The sequence below is a fragment of the Acidithiobacillus ferrivorans genome (assembly GCF_016250455.1).
Classification (GTDB): Bacteria; Pseudomonadota; Gammaproteobacteria; order Acidithiobacillales; family Acidithiobacillaceae; genus Acidithiobacillus; species Acidithiobacillus ferrivorans.
Map to the genome: position 1 here is coordinate 1,422,361 of NZ_CP059488.1, position 23,195 is coordinate 1,445,555.

The 23,195-nt window shown below is 56.0% G+C and carries 24 protein-coding genes, 1 tRNA gene and 1 other RNA gene; 23 read left to right on the forward strand and 3 right to left on the reverse strand.

What is annotated here, in order from left to right; all coding sequences use genetic code 11:
* Positions 1-18: 18 nt before the first annotated feature.
* The 23 genes from rnc to H2515_RS07160 all read left to right on the forward strand — a co-directional run bounded on the left by rnc (position 19) and on the right by H2515_RS07160 (position 20,946).
* Positions 19-699 (forward strand): ribonuclease III, encoded by a 681-nt coding sequence (gene rnc / locus H2515_RS07050; RefSeq protein ID WP_198661278.1) that lies wholly within the window; start codon positions 19-21, stop codon positions 697-699.
* Positions 692-1,609: a GTPase Era gene (gene era / locus H2515_RS07055; RefSeq protein WP_035192901.1), complete on the forward strand. Its 918-nt coding sequence runs from the start codon at positions 692-694 to the stop codon at positions 1,607-1,609. The genes rnc and era overlap by 8 nt, the downstream gene beginning before the upstream one ends.
* Complete coding sequence (recO, locus tag H2515_RS07060) at positions 1,599-2,369, forward strand: DNA repair protein RecO (RefSeq protein ID WP_035192899.1); 771 nt, start codon at positions 1,599-1,601, stop codon at positions 2,367-2,369. The genes era and recO overlap by 11 nt, the downstream gene beginning before the upstream one ends.
* A complete protein-coding gene (gene pdxJ, locus H2515_RS07065) occupies positions 2,366-3,091 on the forward strand; it encodes a pyridoxine 5'-phosphate synthase (RefSeq protein ID WP_065413082.1) in 726 nt (241 codons plus the stop codon). The genes recO and pdxJ overlap by 4 nt, the downstream gene beginning before the upstream one ends.
* Positions 3,088-3,477 (forward strand): holo-ACP synthase, encoded by a 390-nt coding sequence (gene acpS / locus H2515_RS07070; RefSeq protein ID WP_065413081.1) that lies wholly within the window; start codon positions 3,088-3,090, stop codon positions 3,475-3,477. The genes pdxJ and acpS overlap by 4 nt, the downstream gene beginning before the upstream one ends.
* A 3-nt stretch (positions 3,478-3,480) precedes the next feature.
* Positions 3,481-4,803: a UDP-glucose dehydrogenase family protein gene (locus tag H2515_RS07075; protein WP_198661279.1), complete on the forward strand. Its 1,323-nt coding sequence runs from the start codon at positions 3,481-3,483 to the stop codon at positions 4,801-4,803.
* Complete coding sequence (gene rfaE1 / locus H2515_RS07080; protein ID WP_065413079.1) at positions 4,784-5,755, forward strand: D-glycero-beta-D-manno-heptose-7-phosphate kinase; 972 nt, start codon at positions 4,784-4,786, stop codon at positions 5,753-5,755. Before H2515_RS07075 ends, rfaE1 begins: the two co-directional genes overlap by 20 nt.
* Positions 5,745-6,527 carry an ATP-binding protein gene (locus H2515_RS07085; protein WP_231951211.1) on the forward strand — a complete coding sequence of 261 codons (783 nt, stop codon included), beginning with the start codon at positions 5,745-5,747 and terminating at the stop codon, positions 6,525-6,527. The genes rfaE1 and H2515_RS07085 overlap by 11 nt, the downstream gene beginning before the upstream one ends.
* Positions 6,520-7,362, forward strand: a complete 843-nt coding sequence (gene hslO, locus H2515_RS07090; RefSeq protein ID WP_085537827.1) for an Hsp33 family molecular chaperone HslO — start codon at positions 6,520-6,522, stop codon at positions 7,360-7,362. Before H2515_RS07085 ends, hslO begins: the two co-directional genes overlap by 8 nt.
* Positions 7,363-7,467: 105 nt before the next feature.
* Positions 7,468-7,831, forward strand: a transfer-messenger RNA (tmRNA) gene (gene ssrA, locus H2515_RS07095).
* A gap of 180 nt (positions 7,832-8,011) precedes the next feature.
* Positions 8,012-8,518, forward strand: a complete 507-nt coding sequence (locus H2515_RS07100; protein ID WP_197052758.1) for an MFS transporter — start codon at positions 8,012-8,014, stop codon at positions 8,516-8,518.
* Positions 8,519-8,894: 376 nt separating this feature from the next.
* Positions 8,895-9,161, forward strand: a complete 267-nt coding sequence (locus tag H2515_RS07105) for an MFS transporter (protein WP_198661280.1) — start codon at positions 8,895-8,897, stop codon at positions 9,159-9,161.
* 121 nt (positions 9,162-9,282) lie between these two features.
* Complete coding sequence (locus H2515_RS07110; RefSeq protein WP_035192892.1) at positions 9,283-10,083, forward strand: phosphatase PAP2 family protein; 801 nt, start codon at positions 9,283-9,285, stop codon at positions 10,081-10,083.
* 55 nt (positions 10,084-10,138) lie between these two features.
* Entirely contained in the window at positions 10,139-10,582 is a 444-nt protein-coding gene (locus H2515_RS07115) for a cysteine hydrolase family protein (protein WP_035192890.1), read from the forward strand.
* A gap of 630 nt (positions 10,583-11,212) precedes the next feature.
* Complete coding sequence (locus H2515_RS07120) at positions 11,213-11,461, forward strand: hypothetical protein (RefSeq protein ID WP_035192888.1); 249 nt, start codon at positions 11,213-11,215, stop codon at positions 11,459-11,461.
* Between the two features lie 333 nt (positions 11,462-11,794).
* Entirely contained in the window at positions 11,795-13,027 is a 1,233-nt protein-coding gene (locus tag H2515_RS07125) for an MFS transporter (protein WP_198661281.1), read from the forward strand.
* 73 nt (positions 13,028-13,100) lie between these two features.
* The gene (locus tag H2515_RS07130) at positions 13,101-13,298 is read left to right on the forward strand and encodes a hypothetical protein (protein WP_157111309.1); all 198 of its coding nucleotides are present in this window, start codon (positions 13,101-13,103) and stop codon (positions 13,296-13,298) included.
* Positions 13,299-13,380: 82 nt separating this feature from the next.
* Entirely contained in the window at positions 13,381-13,644 is a 264-nt protein-coding gene (locus H2515_RS07135) for a hypothetical protein (RefSeq protein WP_065413074.1), read from the forward strand.
* 425 nt (positions 13,645-14,069) lie between these two features.
* Positions 14,070-15,662, forward strand: coding sequence for an autotransporter assembly complex protein TamA (locus H2515_RS07140; RefSeq protein WP_232821607.1), 1,593 nt, complete (start codon positions 14,070-14,072; stop codon positions 15,660-15,662).
* Entirely contained in the window at positions 15,659-19,216 is a 3,558-nt protein-coding gene (locus tag H2515_RS07145; RefSeq protein WP_198661282.1) for a translocation/assembly module TamB domain-containing protein, read from the forward strand. The genes H2515_RS07140 and H2515_RS07145 overlap by 4 nt, the downstream gene beginning before the upstream one ends.
* Before the next feature lie 16 nt (positions 19,217-19,232).
* Positions 19,233-20,324 carry an NAD(P)/FAD-dependent oxidoreductase gene (locus H2515_RS07150; RefSeq protein ID WP_198661283.1) on the forward strand — a complete coding sequence of 364 codons (1,092 nt, stop codon included), beginning with the start codon at positions 19,233-19,235 and terminating at the stop codon, positions 20,322-20,324.
* Between the two features lie 66 nt (positions 20,325-20,390).
* The gene (locus H2515_RS07155; RefSeq protein WP_014029125.1) at positions 20,391-20,816 is read left to right on the forward strand and encodes a Fur family transcriptional regulator; all 426 of its coding nucleotides are present in this window, start codon (positions 20,391-20,393) and stop codon (positions 20,814-20,816) included.
* A gap of 54 nt (positions 20,817-20,870) precedes the next feature.
* Positions 20,871-20,946: transfer RNA gene (locus tag H2515_RS07160), tRNA-Lys, on the forward strand.
* A gap of 774 nt (positions 20,947-21,720) precedes the next feature.
* On the opposite strand, the gene H2515_RS07165 is transcribed toward H2515_RS07160, so the two are convergent.
* The 3 genes from H2515_RS07165 to H2515_RS07175 form a co-directional block, all read right to left on the reverse strand.
* Positions 21,721-21,936 carry a CopG family transcriptional regulator gene (locus tag H2515_RS07165; protein ID WP_065413069.1) on the reverse strand — a complete coding sequence of 72 codons (216 nt, stop codon included), beginning with the start codon at positions 21,934-21,936 and terminating at the stop codon, positions 21,721-21,723.
* Positions 21,933-22,364, reverse strand: coding sequence for a putative toxin-antitoxin system toxin component, PIN family (locus H2515_RS07170; RefSeq protein WP_198661284.1), 432 nt, complete (start codon positions 22,362-22,364; stop codon positions 21,933-21,935). Before H2515_RS07170 ends, H2515_RS07165 begins: the two co-directional genes overlap by 4 nt.
* Before the next feature lie 206 nt (positions 22,365-22,570).
* Entirely contained in the window at positions 22,571-23,119 is a 549-nt protein-coding gene (locus H2515_RS07175; RefSeq protein WP_198661285.1) for an AAA family ATPase, read from the reverse strand.
* Positions 23,120-23,195 lie beyond the last annotated feature (76 nt).

Consider the following 23,195-nt stretch of genomic DNA (forward strand, 5'->3'; position numbering starts at 1 on the left):
ATTACTGAGTCTGCGTTTATGGGTGTCTTAGAAGGGCTGCAAAAATCGGTCGGTTATCATTTTCGTGAGCAATCCTTGCTTTCGCAAGCGCTGACACATCGGAGTGCTGGTGCTCAGCACAATGAACGGCTGGAATTTCTGGGTGATGCCGCGTTGAATTTCGTGGTGGCGGCGAAGCTTTATGCCCGCTTTCCCAAGGTGAGCGAGGGGGACCTGTCGCGAATGCGGGCGCGGCTGGTTCGTGAAGAAACCTTGGCGGAGATTGCCGGAAAGATCGCCCTGGCCGATTTTCTGATCCTTGGATCCGGAGAAATACGCAGTGGTGGCGCGCGGCGCGACTCCATTCGTGCCGACGCCCTGGAGGCGGTAATTGGCGCGGCCTTTCTTGATGGCGGTTTTGCGGCGGCAGAAGATATTGTCGCGCAACTGGTTGAACCCCTGATGACCGATCATCTGAGCGGTGAAGAGTTGCGTGACCCCAAAACGCGCCTGCAGGAATTCTTGCAAGGACAGGGACGGCCTCTTCCTATATATGCTTTGGTGGCGGAAAAAGGGCAGGCCCATGAACGACGTTTTGTGGCGCGTTGTAATGTGCCGGGCACCGAGGCTACCGAAGCTGAGGATGGCAGTCGGCGGAAAGCAGAACAACAAGCCGCGGCACTGATGTTAGCGCAACTGCAGGTGACCGCGCGTGAATGATGTTACGGATATCGTTCCTGCTGACGAAGGATATCGCAGCGGGTATGTGGCGCTGCTCGGGCGTCCTAACGTTGGTAAATCTACCCTGCTGAACCATCTGGTTGGGCAAAAAATCAGTATCACCGCACCGCGTCCGCAGACAACGCGAGATCAGATTCTCGGGATACTGACTCGCCCCGACGGACAACTGTTGTTTCTGGATACGCCGGGTGTGCATAGTGGTTATCGCAGTCTTAACCGACATCTGCTGCGGGCCACCCGGGGGGCGCTGGAGTCAGCGGATCTGGGCGTGCTAGTGGTAGAGGCGCTGCTCTGGACCCATGATGATGCGGAGGCCTTGTGTTGGTTACAGCGGGCTGGCATTCCGCTGGTGGCCGTAGTGAACAAAGTGGATCGGGTGACGGCCAAGGCGCGTCTGTTTCCCTATTTGCAGATATTGGCGGGGCGTGGAGATTTCGCGGCGGTCATACCGCTGTCGGCGCGCAAGGCGGCTGATGTGGAGCGTCTGGCCGATGTGCTGGTGCCCCTGTTACCACCGGCACAGGCATCTTTCCCGGAGGATCAGGTCACCGATCGCAACCTCCGGTTTATGGCGGCAGAGATCATCCGCGAGCAAATATTCCGGCAACTGGGTGCTGAGCTACCCTACGATACCGCAGTTGCGATCGAAAGCTATCAAGTGGAAGACGGCCAGCAGCGCATTGAGGCGACTATTTATTGTCGACGGCCGGGGCAGAAAGCTATTATTTTAGGTGACGGCGGCAGCCGGTTGCGGGTGATTGGCAGCCGGGCGAGGGAGGCGCTGCAGCAATTGACCGAGGCGCGGGTCTGGCTGGGCTTGTGGGTCAAACAAAAGGAACAGTGGTCGGAAGACCGCAATATTCTGCGCGAGCTGGGGTATGACGACTGAGGCCGGGGAGCGTGCCTGGGTCTTGCATCGCCATCCTTATGGGGATACCAGTCTAATAGTCGAACTGTTTACCCAGACACAGGGTCGGCTGGGGGTATTGGCCAAAGGTGCCCGGCGCGCGCGCTCTCCGCTGGCGCGGATTGAGGCGGGGCGCCCCTTATGGGTACGTTGGCTGGGGCGGGGTGAGTTACCGGTGCTGGCGCAGGCGGAAGAGCTGGGGCCAGCGCTGCCACTCGACACCCTGCAAAACCTCAGCCTCTTTTACATCAACGAGTTGCTGTTAAGACTCACCCAGCGTGGGGATCCCTTTCCTGCGCTCTTTCTGGTGTATGAAGAAACCATCCGCGTGTTACGCGGTGAACCCGGTGCGGGTTGGTATTTGCGGCGCTTCGAGCGGCGCCTGCTGGAAAACCTGGGTTGGGCACCCGACCTGGAACGCTGCGCGGAGTGTGGTCGATCTCTCGATCCTACGCTTTCAGAGCACTGGTTTTACCAGGCAGCACGTGGGGTACTCTGTCCGGCACATGATGCGCCCGATGCCGCGGTGGTGACCTTGGAGGTGGCCGCTTTGCTTTGGTTGCAGGGGGCGATGCAGACACGAATTGCGGGAGGCTGGGGCCCCTCTTTGCGGCACTGCCTGGAGCAGGAGTTGCAAGTCCATCTGGGTGGGCGCCCGCTGGAGAGCCGCCGCCTCCTTGCGGCATACTTGCGCAGAACACGGCCCACGTCGACGACACGGAGAGAGGAACACAGCGAATGATTGCTTTGGGGGTGAATATAGATCACGTGGCCACGTTGCGGCAGGCGCGCGGTACCCGTTATCCAGACCCGGTGGAGGCGGCTTTTGTAGCGGAACGTGCTGGCGCGGATGCCATTACCACGCACCTGCGCGAGGATCGTCGGCATATTCTGGAACGCGATGTGGAAATTCTCAGTCAGACACTGCGTACTCGCCTCAACCTGGAAATGGCGGTAGAAGAAGGCGTTTTACGCGTGGCAGAGCGCCTGGCCCCCAGTGATTGCTGTCTGGTGCCGGAACGCCGGGCGGAGCTGACCACCGAAGGCGGACTGGACGTCGCCGGGCAGTTGCCGCGTATTAAAGAGGCCTGTCAGCGTCTGGCCGCTGCCAAGGTCAGAGTGTCGTTGTTCATTGACCCCGATCCCTTTCAGCTAGAGGCGGCGATGGAAACCGGAGCGCCCGTGGTCGAACTGCATACGGGCCGTTATGCCAATGCTGCTGATGCGGCGGCCCGTGCAGAAGAGCTGGGCTTGATCGTCAGTGCGGTAAGCTTTGCCGATAGCCTCGGTCTACAAGTGAACGCTGGACATGGTCTGAATTACCACAATGTGCAGGCGGTAGCGGCGATCCCCAATATCCGGGAGTTGAATATCGGCCATGCTATTATCGCCCACGCGCTGTTTGTCGGTATGGCGGTGGCGGTGACGGATATGAAACGGCTTATGCTTGAGGCGCGTGGATGATTGTAGGGATGGGGACGGATATTGTCGCTGTAGAGCGGATGGCCCGTCTCTATGCCCGCTTCGGGGAACGTCTAGCTGAGCGTCTGCTGGGTCCCTTGGAAGCCGCGGAAATGCCGAAGGAGGCTGCTGCCAGTGCGGCCTTCCTGGCGCGGCGTTTTGCGGCTAAGGAGGCGACGTTTAAGGCGCTGGGTAGTGGCATGAGTGATGGCATGCGCTGGATGGATGTGCAGGTGGGTCACGACCCGGCCGGGCGTCCGCAACTGGTCTTGGGCGGCCGCGCGCAACAGCTCTTACAGGGGCTCGGCGATGGCGTGCGCAGTTGGCTGTCCATCAGCGATGAACGCCGCTATGCCATGGCGGTCGTGGTGCTGGAACAGGGGGGCTAGGCGATGAAAGTGACCGTGGTTGGGACCGGATATGTGGGGCTGGTCACCGGTGCCTGCTTGGCGCAGATGGGTAATCAGGTGCTGTGTGTGGATGTGGATGCCGACAAGGTCGTGCGACTGCGGGCCGGCGATCTGCCCATCCACGAGCCTGATTTGCCCGCCATCGTGCAGGGCGGCCTTGCCAGCGGGCGCTTGTGCTTCACGACGGACATTGCGGAGGGGGTGATTCATGGGGATTTCCTCTTTATTGCCGTGGGAACGCCGCCCGATGCAGATGGCTCTGCCAACTTGCGCCATGTGCTGGCAGTGGCTGGCGATATTGGCAAATATTTGCAACGTCCGGTCATCGTTATCAATAAATCCACGGTGCCGGTAGGCACGGCGCAAAAAGTCCGTACGCGCATTGCCCTGGCTTTGCAGGAGCGGACGGCGGATATCGCCTTCGATGTGATTGCCAATCCCGAGTTCCTGAAAGAAGGCGCTGCCGTGGCAGACTTCATGAAGCCGGACCGAATTATCATCGGCACGGATAACGGGGCGGCAGCGGAGCAGATGCGCACCCTCTATGCGCCGTTCAACCGCAATCATGACCGTTTTATCGTTATGGACCCACCCTCAGCGGAGCTCACCAAATATGCGGCCAATGTCATGCTCGCCACCAGAATTTCGCTGATGAATGAACTGGCGGGTTTGGCGGAGCGGATGGGAGCGGATATTGAACAGGTGCGCCGCGGCATCGGCGCTGACCCCCGCATCGGCCACGCCTTTATTTATCCAGGTTGCGGCTATGGCGGATCTTGCTTCCCGAAGGATGTGCGGGCACTGGAGTATAGTGCACGGCAACATGATTTTGATGCGCCCCTTCTGGCTGCAGTGGAGAAGGTGAATAATCGCCAGAAGCGGCTCCTGGAGCAGAAAGTCGTGCAGGCTTTAGGTGCGGATCTTACGGGTAAGACCATTGCCGTTTGGGGCCTGGCCTTCAAACCCAATACCGATGATATGCGCGAGGCTCCCAGCCGGGTGCTCATGGAAGCCTTATGGCGGCGCGGTGCCCGGGTGCAGGCATTTGATCCTGCGGCCATGGATGAGGCACGGCGGCTTTATGCTGAGCCGTGCGCGTTACAGCTTTGCCTGGACCCTTATACGGCCTGTGAAAATGCAGATGCGCTGGTGATCTGTACCGAGTGGCAGCAATTCCGCAGCCCCGATTTTGCACGGATGCGCAGCCTCCTCCGCCAGCCCCTGATTGTCGACGGGCGCAATATTTATGACTTGGCGACTGTGCGTGCCGAAGGTTTTACTTACCATGCTATTGGACGCCCATGATATGAGCACGGACTTGCACAGCCTGGCGCAGGCGCAGGTGGCCATTGTCGGCGATGTGATGCTTGACCGTTACTGGTTTGGCAAAGTCGAACGTATCTCCCCGGAAGCACCGGTGCCGGTGGTGCAGGTGCGGCGGGAAGAAGAGCGTCCCGGTGGTGCCGCCAACGTCGCCCTGAATGTATTGGCCTTGGGTGCGCACGCGCGTTTGCTGGCCCCGGTCGGGGATGACGGAGCGGGTGAGCGTTTGGGTATACTGCTGACGGAGGCCGGGGTCAAGGCTGTGCTGATTCCTGATAAGGCCTGTCCAACGACGGTGAAGTTGCGCGTCATCGGTCACCAACAACAGCTCCTGCGCATGGATTTTGAAGCACAGCCCAGTCAAGCCCACAGTGATGCCTTGCGTCAGCAGGCACCGGCCTTGTTGATCAATGCCAAGTCACTGCTGCTGTCCGATTACGGCAAGGGCGCCTTGCGGGAAGTGGAGCATCTGGTGGCATTGGGGCGCAGTCTGGGTATTCCAGTACTGATTGATCCCAAGGGCAGGGATTATCGCCCCTACCGGGGTGCGACCATTATTACCCCCAATCTCAGCGAGTTTCAGGCAGTGGCGGGCACCTGGGCGAATGAGGCGCAATTCCGCGCACTGGGCGAACAGTGGCGGGAGTCCCTGCAATTGGAAGCGCTGCTGGTGACACGCGGCGAAGAAGGGATGACCCTTTTTATGCAGGATGCCATCTATCACCACCCGGCTCAGGCCCGGGAAGTCTTTGATGTGACCGGTGCCGGAGACACGGTCATCGCAACCCTGGCGACGGCACTCGCGGCGGGCTGGGCGATGGACCGCGCTGTGGAGTTGGCCAACCGCGCAGCAGGTATTGTCGTGGGCAAACTGGGGGCGGCAGTCGTGACGCTGGAAGAATTGGCCGCGACGGAATCCATGCGTGAAGGCTGAGATGGTGAGGGCACTGCCCCGGCTGCCCGTGCCGAAGCTTTTACAACGCCGGATCGGTCGGGCGATTGCCGATTTCCGCATGATTCAGCCGGGGGATCGCATCCTGCTCGGCCTGTCCGGTGGAAAAGATTCGCTGACCCTGCTGCACCTGCTGCGGGCCATGCAGCGGCAATCCCCGGTGCCCTTTGAATTGGGCGTGGCCACCGTCGACCCCATGAGCCCGGATTATGACCCACAGCCGCTGGTACCTTATCTGCGGGAGCTGGGTATCCCATATTTTCTGGAGCGACAGAATATTTACGAGCGGGCACACAAACACCTGCTACGGCCCTCTTATTGCAGTTTTTGTGCGCGAATGCGGCGGGGGGTGTTATATCGCTGTGCTCGACGCGAAGGTTATCAGGTCCTGGCGCTTGGTCAGCATCTCGACGATTTCGCGGAAAGTTTCTTCATGTCTATGTTTTATAATGGTGAGTTGCGCACCATGAAGGCCCATTACCGAGTGCGGGAAGGCGATTTGCGGGTGATCCGCCCCCTGGTGTACTGTCGGGAAAGGCAAACGCGCCAGTTTGCCACGGAGCAAGCCCTGCCAGTGATTCACGAAAATTGTCCGGCGTGTTTTGGAATGCCCACCGAGCGCCAGCACATGAAAGAACTTCTTGCCGCACAGGAAGCATACGATCCCCGTTTGTTTAAACAACTCCAGCGTGCTTTGCTGCCGCTGATGGGGCAGGGACTGGAAGGCCTGGAATTTGAGGAAATGCATGACTGATTTTTCGCAGAGTTTTTATTGGGAGACGCTGCCCTTGCGGGGTGCACGCTGTCGCCTGGACGGCATCTACGCCCGGGTGCTGCGGGATTTTTCCGGACCGGAGGACATGGCTAAACTTCTGGGCGAGGTGCTGGTGGGCCTGGCGTTGTTGGCCACCACCCAGAAAAACTATGAACGCTTGATCATGCAGGCGCAGAGCAAGGGACCGTTGAAACTGCTGGTGGCGGAGATGACGGCGACGGGTGGCATGCGGGCTTACGGTCGCTGGGAGGAGGGGGTTAGGGTTGATTTCTCGAATCTGCCCGGTGCGCTACTCGCTATCACCGTGGATATAGGGATGGATCGGGATCGCTATCAGGGTCTGGTGGCCTTGCGGGAAACGCTGGCGGCATCCCTGAATGCCTATTTTACCGAGTCGGTGCAATCGCCCGCCTATTTCCGGCTGGCGGTAGACGTGGCGGCGCAACAGGCCGGAGGCTATTTCTTGCAGCGGCTGCCCGGCGTACTCCGTACCGAGGATTGGCAGGTGGCTACCCAGTTTATCGCCATCGGCTCGGATCAGTCTCTGCTGAAGGCGCAGCCTGAGCAGTTTCTTCCGGAGATTTTCCCGGAGAAGGCGGTGCGTTTGCATACCGAGCAGCCTTTAACCTTTTCCTGTTCCTGTTCCCGTAAGAGGGTAGAGCGCATGTTGGCGTCACTGGGGCAAGCAGAAGCGGAAGAGACGTTGGCCGTAGAAGGTGCAGTCATCGTCACCTGTGAGTACTGTCACGACGTGTATCGTTTTGCGGATACGGATATCGCACTGCTGTTTGCGTCGGGCAACCCCCTGCACTAGTGGCTTGTGGCATAGTCAGGCGGACGATTCTCCTGTACTATCGACCAGTAGGAGAAATGGCTTGAGCAACTTTTGGGCCGTCTTCTTGTCTTACAGAAGTAAGTAGGGGGCGACCGGCTTCGACGCAGGTCGCGAAGCCTTCGGTGCATGCAGAGCTGCGGTTCGCTCTTAAAACTGGTCGCAGATTCATAATTGCCAACGACAGCAATTACGCCCTCGCTGCTTAAGCAGTGAGCCCTCTGCCCGGATTTGTCTGTGGATCCGGAGCCGAAAGGCGCGCGGAGGGTCATAAAACACGGAATCGTGCATATTCTAGTCTGTGGGATGTGTGCTAAATTAAAGCAGAATCGCCGTAGCATCATCCTGTTTGTCGGAGGATGGCGCGGTTAAAGCCAATAGACAAACTACGCATGTAGATCCGGTGGTCTAGGTACTGCGGACGCGGGTTCAATTCCCGCCGCCTCCACCAATGACCGTCATAAAGCCCCTGATATTTAGGGGCTTTATTTGTTGTTGGCTAAGTTCCTGCCGCAGTTCTTACCGTCCACGCTCGCGGCGACCATCAGCCTTTTGTTGCTTAGACGGTTACATTCAAGAAATCCTTAACGAAAGTTCCAATGTCTGATAAAGTACTTAATTATTAATGCTAATGGGCCCCGCGTGGAGGCATCAAATCAAATGTGTTCTTGCATTTTCATGGTGGCTAAAAGTAAAAATATTAAACGAATCTACTGAGAGCATCGAATCAGACAAAGCGAAGGGCTGGCTCAACCGCACCGTAGCAGGTGCCGGCATCACCAGTGCACTGGGGGATTTCTGCTACGAAACCACTACGGTCATCCTGCCCGGTTTCCTAGCTGTGCTTGGTCTTCCAGCGGCGGCACTTGGCCTCATAGAGGGAATTGCTGACGCCGTAGCCAGCTTCACCAAAATGATTTCAGGTTATATAGCCGACAAGTTGGGTCATCGCAAGACCTTGGTTTTGATTGGATATGGGCTGACGCCAGTCGGGCAAGTGTTGATCGCCCTGTCTGCAGGCTGGCCTTTGCTGTTGTTGGGGCGCATGGCTGGCATTGGGACGATGCCGTCGGGCCATTTCGCTTCGTTCTATGGCTTTCGGTCATTCCGGGCGCACTCGCGGTGCTGGCTTTTCTGACGCTGGTCAAAGACCCACAACACTCGCCCAATCCGGCGCTGAAGTTTTTCAGCTCCCTGCGCGGATTACCGGCACGCTTCAAGCGCTACCTGGGAGCAGTCGGCATCTTCAGTATCGGTGATTTTTCGCACAGCCTGCTGATTCTCGCGGCCACCACCTTGCTGACCACTTCGATGGGCATCGTACATGCTGCGCAAGTCGCCGGATTACTCTACGTCTGGCGTAACCTGGTTCAGGTTGCGGTGTCATATCCTGTCGGGGTGGTGGCTGATCGTATAGGCCATCTGAGCATACTGATTGCCGGTTATGTATTGGGTGCATTGACGGCTGTTCTCACGGCGCTGGCATTCTGGTTCGGTATTGACAATATTTTGCGTTGCTGGCAGATATCTTCTTTATCGTCGGGCTTTATGTGGCGGTGCAAGAGGCGCTGGAGGCGACGGAAACGGCGGAAATGGTGCAACCGGAGACCTTGACGATAAGCTATGGCGCGCTGGGCACCGTAAATGGCGCTACGCAGTTCATATCCAGCGCAATCGTTGGCGTTGTGTGGACGACTGTTTCACCCGTGCTGGGTTTTGCCTTGGCCGCAGGGATGATGGTGGTCGGGACACTGGCTCTACTGCGCGTCAGAAAAGACTGAACAACCTATCTCGATAGCTAGTCCTATAAAGTGGTTAATAAGCTTTCCACCGCTGCACATGATTACACTTGAACCCGGGGTGAGAGCGACTGATCTCGTGACAATGAATAAGGACGCCGTCATGGAAAAGCACGAAGCTGAGGACGAACAAAAACTCATGAGCGTGGAGAAAGGGCAAATCATTACTGCGATGCAGAAACAGATCGAGGACCTCAAGCGCCGAGCCGAACAGGATTCACTACTGCTGCAGGGTGGTCTTCGCTACTTCAATGAAAATAATAGCCAGCCGCCGCCTTGGTACCGTCAGGCGGCTGCGATAATACCCAGGCATGTGTATCTCAAAAGTATCGGCACAACGCTTTTTATTAGCCTATTTTTCGGTGCTTACTTTTATTTGCTCAAAGACCCGGCCTATCCGCCAACGGTGATGCCAAGGACGTTTCTGGATCATCTGATTGGCTTTCAGCCTCTGGCGTTGCCTATATACATTTCACTGTGGGTCTATGTCTCTCTTCCCCCGGCGTTGCTGGCGACGCGGCGCGAGCTGTATGGCTATGGCATGGCCATGGCTGGGACGTGCCTTGTTGGGCTGATCATCTTCTACCTCTGGCCTACAGCAGTGCCCGCAGCCCATATCGACTGGGCCCATTATCCCGACGTGGATTTCCTTAAAAGCATGGATGCCTCTGGCAATGCCTGCCCCTCACTGCATGTCGCCACCGCCACTTTTTCGGGCATCTGGTTACACCACTTGCTACGCCGCTTTGGGGCACCGCTGTGGATCCTCCTCTTCAATTGGGTATGGTGTATCGGTATCGCATATTCCACCCTGGCCTTACGCCAGCATGTGGCGGTGGATGTGCTGGCCGGTCTAATGTTAGGAGTACTGGCGGCCTATCTGTCATTGTATAATCGTCAATGAGCCGTCGCAGAACATCATCGCTTGATTTCCAAATCGCTTTCATAAGGGCTTATTTATGTCACAACGTAATGGATTAGTGGTCATTGATCTTCAATTTGGGTTTTCTCCCGATACCGACCTTGTTGAAAGTATTCGGGATGTCGCACGGGATTATGCAGTCGTTGTAGCCACCCGGTTTTGCAGCCTGCCCGACAGCCTCTTTCGGCTCCGGTTGGGGGATGGCCATGACGGCGGAGCGATCATCGATGTGGGACATTCCCTGATCGTAGACAAGCCTGGATACGGGCTGGACCAGACCGCAATCACCGCGCTTCGCGAATTTGATGTCGATGAATGGGGACTGGTCGGCAGCAGGACAGGGGCCTGTATTATGGCTTGTGCGTTCTCCCTCTGGGATGCGGGAATCCCGTTCCACGTGCTACATGAATTATGTGCCGCAGAAAACGGTTCTCTGCGTGATGCAACCGAGATGATTTTGCAGCGGCAGTTCGGCCAGTAGTACCGTAAATATCCTCCAGTTTATTCGTGACCTCGGTATTTGTGTCGCCTTGGAGGATAAGGGTAAGTTTTGGGGGCGAATATAATCCCAAAGTGCCGACGTAAGGTGCTGTTCGGCCAGTTGCGACAGGATCTTAATAGGTATTAAGTAGTCAGGTAGCCCCCTGGCCACGCGCGGGGTGCAAGCACATGATCTGCGATCGTATATAATGTGGCTACTAGAAGCCTGCGAGCCTTGAATCTATCTAATGGTGGAAGGGGGAGGGGGTGTGAAAGACCTGCCTATCTTGCTGGTGAAGCGGACATTGAAAGTACAGCGGTGCAGAGGGCTACGCCATCGCTCGCCCCGTACCGTGGGTTGCCGCACACCGCGACGGACAAGGGGTCGCCCCGCTGAACGCAAGGGCTGGTTCGGATTATTTTGCTCTACTGCAGTCGGATATCAGATGGGTTCACAACGCTGATCACGTGGCGGTTGTAGCACATTTGGTCTGCGAGCGTTTGCTTATGCTGCGATCGACGGTATTTGGCACAGGAGAAATTAGTGCTACCATGCTGAGGTCATTTGCGCTATACCATTTAGCTACTGACGCTGTCATCTCGTGTAACCTACGTAAGGAGAGTTTAAAACATGTTGGATATTGCTAAGATTAAGCCTGTTGCCCGGATCATCCTTGTCGCCAGTGCCATCGCGCTTGCCTCGGCGTGTGCCAAAAAGGAAGACACCACCGCTGCTTCTGACAGCAGTGCCACCACCACCACCGAATCTGCTGCCCCGGCGACCACCACCACGGACAGCGGCAGTGCTACTATGCCGATGGAATCTGCGGCACCTGACGCGAGTGCCACCACCAGCAGCGATTCTTCTTCTGCGGGCTAAACCGCGCCGAGTGATGGTTCGGCTATGCGCAGTGACTAGGGCTCTGGATATATACCCAGAGTGATGATGGCCAAAGCGAAGTCCCTGGCAAAGGTCAAGGGCTGTTCTGCCTGCCATTAAGTCGTTGCCAAAGTGGTTCGTCCTGCTTTTTGCTTGGGCGGCTACGTTTTGAGCCAGGTTAAAAACCCCCCGCATGCGGGGGGTTTTTATAGCTGTGCCAAGAGCAGCATGGGCGCGCTCCTGCAGGGTCAGTCCTGGCAGGCCCGCATGCCCCGGGTGGTGGGCAGAGGCGCGTGCTACAATGGCCGCATCATACGCCGATCCGGATGAGTCTTGCGAAAAAAGTTCAAAACATTCAGCTGGATTGTCAGCACCTATTACGCAGAAGGGCTGCCTTATTCGCTGGTGCAGCAGGTATCTGTGCAGTTTTTTACCTCTGCCGGAGCCAGTTTGCAGATTATTGGACTGCTCTCTTTTTTCGGTCTGCCCTGGAACCTCAAATTATTCTGGAGTCCGTTAATCGATCTTTTTGCCAATAAAAAGCGTTGGCTGATAGTGATGGAAATTATTCTGGGTGCTGTAACAGCCTTGCTGGTCTGGCCCGCGCAGCATCTGAATCTGGATCTCGCCACTAAAATATTCGTGTTAATGGCCTTCATGTCTGCCACCCATGACATGTCTGTAGATGGCTATTATATTCAGATACTTAACCCGTCTGATCAGGCAGCATTTTCCGGAATGCGGGTCGCCGCCTATCGGGTGGCCATGCTGGTGGGGAATGGTGCCCTCGTTATTCTTGCTGGATGGGCGTCTTGGACGGCTTGTTTTTTAACGGCAGCGGCGATGATGTGGGGGTTGGCAGCTTTTCATAAGCACATACTTCCCGCACCGCCCGCAGCCACGAGTCATCAAGGGCAACGATGGCGTGCGGTGCGCGAAGCCTTCTCGACATACATACAGCAACCGGGAATAGTGTGGGCCTTGGCCTTTATCCTGCTTTTTCGTGCCGGTGACGCCATGATGTTTGCGATGGTGACACCATTCCTTAGCCACCTGGGCTATGGCCTGGTGACGCGCGGCATTCTCACCGGCACGGTAGGCACTGTGACAGGTATTGGGGGTGCATTGCTGGGGGGCTTCATTATATCTCGCAGGGGGTTGCACAATGCACTGTTTCCGCTGACGTTTATACAGTCTCTGGCAATACTCGCCTATGCGTGGCTAGCTTGGGCAACGCCTTCTGTTTGGTGGGTCGGCATTACGGTGGCCTTTGAGCAGTTGGCAGCGGGTCTTGGCACTGCCGTTTTGATGGTCTTTCTCATGCAGCGCTGCCAGGGCAGCTATCAGGCGATGCACTTCGCTATTGGCTCCGCCCTGATGTCTGTGGCAGCCACCGTCGTCGGTGGGTTTAGCGGCTTTCTTGCGGCACGGGTAGGATTTGTAGAATTTTTTCTACTGGCATTTGCTGCGGCACTACCCAGTTTGTGGTTAGCGCTGCGTATGCCCATAGTCCTGTTTAAAGATCATCAGAAATCGATACCAGCTCTGGACTCTGCGGACCTGTAGCTCCATTGAGAGATGCGCGCTCATTGGTTCGCATAATACTTATTATGTAAAGTTTTATACTTGGTTCGTAAAAATGAAAGATCGCAACGCCCCTATCCGCATCAAGCAATTCGGTAAGGAAGGCAGCAGACAGCGCAAGGCAGTACTTGCCGAGGCAAAAGAATTCGCCGCCCGCCAGCATGCGGCCGCAAGGGTCGTCTCTCCTCGCTGGACGCCTTCGACTGAGTGGAGTAGGATTTATAATCCTAATGTCGTCAGCTACTTACTGTGAGAGCAGCCTACGTACTTTTCCGCAGCGCGGCAACATGCGCAATGGTATCGAACAGACATGAAGTAATTTCAAAGGAGGCAGAATGAGCTACTTTCAATCCTTCAGTAGTCGAGGTCCTTGGTGGGTGCGACTGCTCGCGGTGATGGTAAGCATGATCCTGCTGGTTGGCCTGTTCTTCTTCGCTATTTTTGCGGTCATCGCGGTTGCCCTCATCGGCGCCAGCGGGATGCTTTTCCTCTGGTGGCAGCGGCGAAAAATGCGCAAAGGGATGCATACGGATATCGTGGTTACTGACTACCGGGAAATCCATCCCCCGCGTCCGCCTTTTGACAACACCCGCCGTTGATTAGCTTACAATCCGTCAAAAACGCTTCCTGATATTTATCAATTGGTTGATATGCCATGCCGCGCATTCCTCACTTGGCGCCTGCCTTTCTCGGAACCATGCTAAACTCAGCAAACTATCACGCTATGAGTGGTCCTGTTTGCCTTGCTTCGACGGCATCCTTGTGACGTGAGAGCCATAAGTGGTCGGCAGCTAAGGCAGGAGGTCTTCTGGGCACAGTCAATCAGGATGGTAAGGCGAGGCAACATCGCCTGAGCAACTTGCGCCGTAGCTTATGGCTGGCTGGCCTGGGCGCATCGCTACTGTACTGCGGGACGGTAAGCGCTAACGATGTGCACTTCATTGTGGATGGCGTTTCGGGGCCTTTGGCTGAGAAGCTCGCCCATGCCCTCCCCTCCGTGGTCATCGGGTCGCAGACCGACCGTTTGGAAGAAGCGGAGATGTCAGCGAGTTTGCGCCTCAAGAATGCGCTCGAAGCCTACGGCTACTATAGCGCGCGTTGGACGGAGCACAGTGAAAAGGGCGCGCAGGGGAAATATCTCATCATTTTCTCCGTGACGCTCGGGCGGCCCATTCTGGTTCGCCAAATCGACCTGAAAGCAGTGGGCGCAGGCCACGATCTGCCCGCTTTACAAAAGCTATTTACCCAATTCCCGCTACATAAAAAAGATATTCTTGATCAGATTGCCTATGAGGAATGGAAAGGCAGAGTCCTATCGTTCCTCAATGCGCGCGGCTACGCACGCGCCGATTATTCGCGTCACGAAATTCGTATGGATCGCGATCAATTTTGGGCTGATATTTACTTGTGGCTCAATACCGGCACCCGCTTCCGCTTTGGGGATATTAAAATAACCGGCGCAGAACACTATCCGCGTTGGTTCATTCAGCGATATCTTTCTTTCAAGGCTGGAGACTGGTATTCGCCTAAGGCCATGGCAATCACGCAGAGTAATTTGCACAATGCCGATCGATTCTCCGATATCTCGGTAACTAGCGATCTGGATAAAGCAAAAAACGACGCCATACCCGTTACCGTCGACTTGAAAAGCATGTCGGCACAGCATTTTAAAATAGGCGCAGGTTACAGTACCAATATTGGGCCAAATGCGGCACTTATATATGATAATTATAATGCTTTTGATCAAGCGCAGCATGTTCGTGTTTCCATTTTGGCGGCGCAGCTGAATCGCAATGCCGGTGTCACATACAGCTGGCCGGTTGGTGCGCACCTGGGATCTGAATATATTGCCCAAGCCAGTTATCAAAATCAAAATCTGACCGCCTATAACAGTAACGAAATCCTCGCCAGTGCTGGTCGGCAGTGGTCATTGAGCAGCGAAAATAGTCGTAGTAAAAATGCAACGGTAGAAGCATTGATTAATTCTGAGAAAGCTAACTATAATGTGGCTGGACAATTTAATAACAGCTTTTATATATATCCTTCCGTACAATACAGCGTACAGGATTTTCGCAATGTTTTGCGCCCCATAGCCGGCTACAGCCTGACTGCCAGGGTTGAGGGTGCCAGCAAGGTATGGGGTAGCAACGCGAATTTCATCCGCTTTAGTGCTCAGGGAGAATGGCGTAAGCGCTTGAGTCGGAACTGGGTCCTTGGCACCCGTGCCAAGCTGGGGGCAATGTGGTTAACCGGACCCATCAGCGAATTGCCACCGAATCTGCGATTTTTCGCGGGTGGTCAAAATAGCCTGCCCGGTTATGCCTATCAATCGCAGGGACCATTGGCTGTGGATGGTGCAGTGGAAGGGGGGCGTCTCCTCGCCGTTGGTGGCTTCGATATTCAGCGCTTTGTCACTCAAGACTGGGCTGTCGTCGCATTTTATGATGTGGGTAATGCTTTCAACAGTTGGTCCAGTTTCCATGTGCTTCAAGATGTTGGGCTAGGCGTGCGCTGGTATTCCCCCGTCGGACCCATACGTTTTGACTTGGCGCATCCCTTGGTTGCCCCACAAACGCCCGCAGTCCGCATCGCCTTCTCGGTAGGTTTTAGCCTGTGATCCGTATTCGCCACGGCATTATTGCCGGCGTGCTGCTGGTCCTGGTCACGCTGGCCACCGTCCTGGTCTGGCTGCTCACTACCAGCCACGGTGCACAGTGGGTGTTAGCGCAAGTCCCAAACTTACAGGTCAAAGAGGTAAAAGGCTCGCTTACTGGCAAGATGCGGCTTTCCGGCATTTCTTGGCATAGTGCGGACATACACTTTCGCGCGCAATCTTTGCAGTGGCATTTGTATCCTGCCCATTTGCTCTGGGGAGAAATCGACATTGCCGATCTCCGGCTTCACCAGGCCGATTTGCACCTGCCGGTGCCCTCTGATAAACCTAGTCCTATTCATTTGCGCTGGCCCGCATTGCCTCTGTGGACCCGTCTCATCGACCTGAAACTGAGCTCGGTTACTTGTGCGGACCTGCGTATATGGCAAGGAACGCAGGAATCCTTCGTCCTCTCCCAGGCGACATTTTCCGATCTGGCCTGGCAGCGTGGCAATCTGCGCATCAAAAACCTGTCGGCGCTGATGCCCCAGGGCAGACTCCAGCTTACGGCAGACCTGCAAATGGGGACGCGCGGGCTGCAAAGCCTGGGTGTATGGAGACAAGACAGCGCCACCATCCCGTTGACAGTAAAATGGGAAACACACTGGCACGGCATTTCGGCCCAGACTTTTGGCGGCCCCCTGAACATTCAGATAGAAGAAAACAAGCAACTGACGACTTTGAGCGGTATGACGCAGATCTCCCCACAGCAGATTTTGCTCCAGTCACTACAACTCACCAATCCTGCGCTTAAAAAACCCGCACAAGGGCATTGGCGCTTTGATTTGCCCCGCAATACCGCAGGCAATTACCAGATTAGTGGCGGCTTCGAGCAGGTCCTGGCTAAAGCGCTACCCAGCACGTTACCGGTGGGCGCGTTGGCCATCAGTTTGAATTTGCAGGGGAACACCCAGCACTATCAAGGACGGCTGGCGCTGCACGGTGATCCTGAATTTGGCGGGATTCAAGGCAACGTGAACGGCAATCGCCAAAATCTGCAATACCATTATGCAGGCAAGCTGCTGGGCGCCGATCTGCTGCCTTCAGTGTTGGCCGTCCGGTGGCGTCCGCAACTCACCGTCACCGGACAAGTTCGGGTCAGGGGCCTGCAAACACAGCGTATTATGGCCCAGGTACCGGGCACTTTTTCCGGGGATCTGACCGTCAACGCCAGCCAAAATTCCAAAGTGATCGCTGGCGACGTGCGACTGCAATTGCTGCCTAGCCAGCTATACCGCCAAACCTTGCAGGGCGAGGCGTTGGTGCATTTCGCTGGGCGTGCGTGGGATCTGCAAAAGGCCCGGTTTCTTGGGCCCGGTGTCAGTCTGAAGGCTCAGGGTAATTTACAACAACGGCTTCATTTTGCCATCGAAGTAGCACAGTGGCGAGGTTTAGTCCCCGGTGCCAAGGGTACGAGTACGATCCAGGGTTGGGTAGCGCGGCCCCAGGCGCAGTGGACTGGAAAAATCCAGGGCACCGGACAAGGGCTTGCCTATCATGGTGTACAGATCAAAGCGCTGCAAACACAGGCAGAACTTCGCGCCACGAATGCCTTGCAGGCTACGATCAAGGTAAAGGGACTGGCATACGCTGGCCACAGCATTGATCTGCAGGCCCATGCGCAAGGACCATTAACACGTTTTACGCTGGGACTGGATGCACAATGGCCGCAAAGCCGTCTGTCCGTCGCCGGTCTGGTGTCTCATCGGGTTGATGCGTGGGGGCTGCAATTGGAGAAGGCCACACTGACCAGCATCTCTCTGGGAAACTGGCGGTTACTCCACCCTGCCGCCCTGCAATGGGCCAACGGGGCTGCCTCGCTTGGCAAAATGGCATTTGCCGATGCGCATGCGGCCCGGATTAGCGCGCAAGGTCGCTACAGTCCCGCCACCAAACAGGCCGATTTGGGACTTGATTTGCAATCCTTACCTCTGGATTTTTTCGCGCAGGCGCAGGATGCATCGCTTCATGGTTTTTTGAATGCGCATCTGCAAGCGCAGTGCCACGGAGTTTGCCAAGCGGAAGGGCATTGGGATTTTCAGAAAACCGAATTGCAATGGCGGCAGGCGGGCACGCCGCATATGCTCTCTCTGCAGCGGTTTACCGGTCAACTCCGTTGGTTGCCAAAAGACCTCTCGCTTGCTGCTGACCTTAGTCTTGCCAATGACTGGGGTAATGCCCAGGTGACCATCCACAGCCCAGCGACACTCGCCCTGCCCTGGCACTGGGATGCCAATGCCCCGCTACAAGGGGTTATAAAGGCGCATTTAGGCGCACCACTTTTTGCCGCCCTCCCCGTCGGGGGGTTGCGGATTCGGTCGCAAGGTCAAGGGACTATAGACGCTCAGATTCTGGGTACCTGGGCGCATCCGCAGTGGACGGGTACGGCACAACTCCAGGGTCTGGGCTTTTTTGTCCCGCAGGCGGGTTTGGATATTCGTGATGTCGGTGCCCAACTCGTGGGAGATGGAAAAGAGTTGCGAATCAGTCAACTGCAAGCCAGCTCCGGCGCGGGCCAAATATCCGGGACTGGCATCGTCCAACTGCAGCAGGCGAATGACTTTACGCTCCATGTCACCGGGAGGAACTTCACAGCGCTCAATCTGCCGCAGGTGCAGGCTGCGGTCAGCCCCGACCTGAGCATTTCCGGTAATCTGAAGAAAATCGATGTGCAGGGCAATATACACACAGATCGCCTGCGGATACTGGGTACGGACTTCAGCGGACCAAAGCCCTCTGGCGATGTCGTTTTTGTGAAGAATGTGCACAAAAGCAGTGGCCCTGCCCTGGGTGTAAATGTGCATGTAACCCTCGGGGACGATGCGCGCGCCGTCATCAGCGGGCTGCGTGCCCGGCTGGTAGGTGACCTCGCAATAGAAATGCGCGATGGCCAAAGTCCACAAGTGGACGGTACGCTGCACATGGTGGATGGCCATTATGCGATTTATGGGCACACTCTCAACTTCCAGCGTGGTTCCATCCTTTTTCATGGTGCCGCAAACCAAGCCAACCTGGACGTGCTGGCGGTACGCACCATCAAAAGCTCCTCTAGCTTCGCCGTGGACAACACACCCGTGGAGGCTGGCGTACAAGTCACTGGTACACTGCAAGTGCCGCAAGTAGCGCTCTACTCCAAGCCAGCCATGTCGCAGACTGATATTCTCTCCTATCTCGTGCTGGGCACCCCGAGTAGCGGTCTCACCAGTCAGGATGCACTGCTTTCCGCCGCCGCCAGTACGCTCTTTTCTGCCAGTCGCGCCGCCGTCTTCGGCGACAGCCTGAGTAGCAGCGGTATTGATGTTGGCGTAAGCTCGAACGGTAGTGCGACAGGCTTGGCGGGTGCTATGGTCACCCTGGGCCATTATCTTACCCCCAATCTTTATCTCAGTGTCGGACAATCCGTGCTGGGCAGCGGTACCGTGGCACGCCTGCGCTACCGGCTTTCCCGCCATATCGAACTACAGACGGAGAGCGGTACCCAGAATGGTGCCAATATATTTTACCGAATTGATTTTTAAGATAGTGGTGACCTAGATGCCTGGTGAAACCTCGGCGCAAACAGATGTGCTCCTGATTGGCGGTGGCGCGATCGGCTTACTCAGTGCGATTAAGCTTGCGGAGGCTGGTCTGCGGGTTACTGTGCTCGATCAAGGTCATATCGGTCAGGAGGCATCATGGGCCGGTGGCGGCATCTTGAGCCCATTGTATCCGTGGCATTACCCCCCTGCCCTGTTGCGCCTAGCGCTGTACAGTATGCAGCGATATTTTTCCCTGACTGCCACATTGCTGGAGCAAACTGGCATTGATCCTGAGTGGATACCCTCCGGCTTGCTTATTATGGAGGGTGAGCAGGAGAAAATCCCGTATGATGTGTTGGCTTGGGGAGTAGCGTGGGGACTGAATTGGCGCCTGGGACATTCAGAAGGGGCTCAAACACTCTGGTGCCCGGAAGTCGCACAAGTACGGAACCCCCGCTTGCTGGCGGCAATGGCCGCACGCTGTCGTCAACTGGACATCGTTTTGCATGAAAACACTGCGGTCACCGGTTTTCGTAAACGGGACGAACGACTGCAAGGTGTAGAGACCACCACCGGCTTTATCCCCGCAGAGCTGGTCATCGTAACCGCTGGAGCCTGGAGCAGAAAATTACTCGACGAAACAGGCAGTCACCTGGATGTCATTCCGGTACGAGGTCAAATGCTCCTGCTTCAGAGCAAACCCGGAACCCTCGATACAATATTGATGCGCGACAATCATTATCTGATACCGCGACGGGATGGTCTGATTCTGGCGGGCAGCACGAGCGAGCTTGCGGGGTTTGACAAATCGACCACGGATGAAGCACGAAACGAACTTTTGGACTTTGCCACTCAGGTCTATCCAGATCTGGAGCGGGTACCGATCCTCAAGCAATGGTCTGGATTGCGCCCGGGAAGCCAGGATAGTATTCCGTATATTGGTCCTGTTCCCGGCTGGGAGGGGCTCTTTGTCGCCGCTGGGCATTTCCGCTACGGACTTACCAACGCGCCCGCGACTGCCGACATCCTGGTATCCTTATTAATGAAGACGCCACCGCCGTTGGATATTGACCCTTATGCAGTTCTGACACCGAGGCCGGCACAGTAAGGCCTTTTCCTGGCTGTGCATTGGCGCTACAATTATAACGAGTTTAAAATTAAAGCGAGACCGCCCGTGGGAAATAACGACTGGAACAAACAACGTGTGTTGGAAGTACTTCGCGACGCGGGGGTAAATCCCACCAGTCAAAGGGTAGAGATTGGCTACGCACTCTTCTCCTCTTGCGCGCATCTTTCCGCGGAAGAGATCATGCAGCGCGTCAATGCAGATTATCCCGTGGTGTCTAAGGCAACGGTCTATAACACTCTTGGCCTGTTCGCCGACCATTCATTGGTGCGCGAAGTGATTGTGGAGCCCGGCAAGGTGTTCTATGACCCGAATGTTTCTCTTCATCATCATTTTTATTATGTAGATTCGGGAGAGTTGCTGGATATTCCTGCGTCTGCCCTGCAAATCAACACGCTCCCCGACCTGCCGCTGGAGACTGAAGTGGAAAGAGTCGAGGTGGTGATCCGGCTGCGACAACGCGCGACCCACTAAACCACCGGCCCGCTCTTGCCTTCTTGGCAAAAATTCCTATAATACGGATCCTTCGGGTTGTTAGCTCAGTTGGTAGAGCAGCTGACTCTTAATCAGCGGGTCGTGGGTTCGATCCCCTCACAACCCACCAAATAAAACAGGCACTTAGCGAATATTGCTAAGCTCCTTTTTTCGTCTGGGTAACTTTTGGCCTCCCCAAGGTCGCCTCTTCCCTGTCCATACGCAAGAAAGCCCGGACATGCCGGGCTGCTCAGTTATAAGTCATAATATCCATTTATTTTTATCGCATGGTTGTCCACACATGCCACGAACTGCCCGCGTATCCTGTCCATATCACCACCCCCGCTTAGTAGGGTGGCGATGGTCGCAATGGGTGCCCCGCGCCGTTCACGTCGCTGCAGCAGAGCATGCCGATGCTCCTAGTGTTGCCCAGGTGCGTCACAGGCAAAAAAATCTGCCTGTGACACCTTAACATAATGTTATATAAACATATTTTTCCTGTGATACCAGTGACACCTGGGACAATCTGCTTTTTAGTTTTGTAATCATACAGATGCAGTGTCACAAGCAACACAGCCTAGCCTGTGACGCACCTGTGACAGCATCTCGGCGGCCTGATAAGGGAAGCCTGTTGATCGCCCATGCCGCCGTCGGGCAGGGTGGCAAAGAAGAACGCCCATATTCGCCCTACAAGGTCCTTTGCGGCAGATGGGTGTACCCTTACCACCGCGCCGGTAGGATCGGTTCCAGGGGCTTATTCGGGTGGCGACGGTGCCGATCCGGGTCCGGCAAGTACGGCCATACAAACCATGAAAAGCTATATTTCTATTTTATATCTATCTGATAAGAGGGAACGCCAGATTAGGTTCCGCCTCGTTACTGCGTAACAGGTTACAGCGTGGTGTTAATGCGTTTGGTCAATTTTTTCCAGAATGCGTAACGCTGCTTGCGGGTCTCCCTGAGCAGCCATCACGCGGAACCTGCGTTCGACATCCATTTCAGTGAGCATTTGCGCCGTCCACTCGTCAAAGAGCTTATTTACGCTGATCCCCTTCATGCGGGCCATATCCCGGATTTTGTCCGCCTTGTCGTCTGGGAGTCGAATCGTCAATGTACTCATTTGAACACCTCCAGGCATTCCGATGGTTTAAGGATGCGCAACCCCGGCCAGGCCAGTTCCCCGCCCTTCAAATCCGAGATGTTGTGCGTGATGATGGCTTCAGCGTTTCCCGCCACGGCTAATTCGACCAGGTGGTTGTCCCCTTCATCGGGGAGATTTGGACGCCACCCGTAGTAGATAGAGATCCACTTCCCCTGCTTCGCCAGTGCGGCCATGACGGTTTTACGCTCGTCGCCTGTGGTCTCCCCGGTCCATATTGGCCTACCCAGCATAGCCTCGTATTCCAGCCACAGCGCATTCCCGAACAAAGGGGTGTAACGCCCAGTCAATGCGTGTTTCAAGACAGCGCGAGAGGCGCCCCCTTCCGACCGCATGGCGGCAACAAAAACATTCGTGTCAATGACGAGTCGAACCATGGATGACAGCATATATGCTTCCATTTACTAAAACAAGCTGCGACGGCAGTCCGTTCCGCCGGACCTCAGATATGGCGGTTGGACCCACTGACGTAGAATCAGCGGGTCGTGGGTTCGATCCCCTCACAACCAACCAAATAAAACAGGCGCTTAGCGAATATTGCTAAGCGCCTGTTTTCGTCTTGGTAACTTTTGGCCTCTGTTCAATTATCCATGGCTTACTCACCGGCGCCCTGCTGCTGTGACACCGGAACAGCCAGACCAGACTCGCGCATCCCGTTACTGGTCACCAGCACCAGCAATCGGTCGAGATTGGTGTACAGGTGTTCTCCGGGTTTGCCGGGAACCCGGCCTGTCTGGAGCCAATCCTGGAAAAGTGCCTCGAAGGACTCCGGGGCTTTATCCATTTCATCGAGACAAACCACCGTCCATCCCTCGGTTTGGCTGGCTTCGGCCACCTTGGTCAAAAAGCCTTTTTCCTCGCTCTGCGCGGGGCCGGTCTGGTAGTCGAAGAATCGCTTGCCGCCCGTCCACGAGTGCAACTGAACGTAGTAATAGCGATCGCGGGCCTCCAGCGCGTCGGCAATGGCTTCCGCGAGTGCCGTCTTGCCTGTACCCGCCTCCCCTGTTACCAACAGCGCCCGCGCCCCTGCCGAGGTGCAACCCTCTGCCGGGGTGCAACCCCCACTGCTCTTCTGTGCCATCAAAGATTTTAACGCCTGGATGGTTTCAGGGCTGGGTCGGTATCCGGTTCGGGTCAAATCCATGATGAGCAATCTCCTGTGGGTGTATTACAGGGGTGATGCCGATTTTCTGCCAAAAGCTCTAACCAATACCGCAACT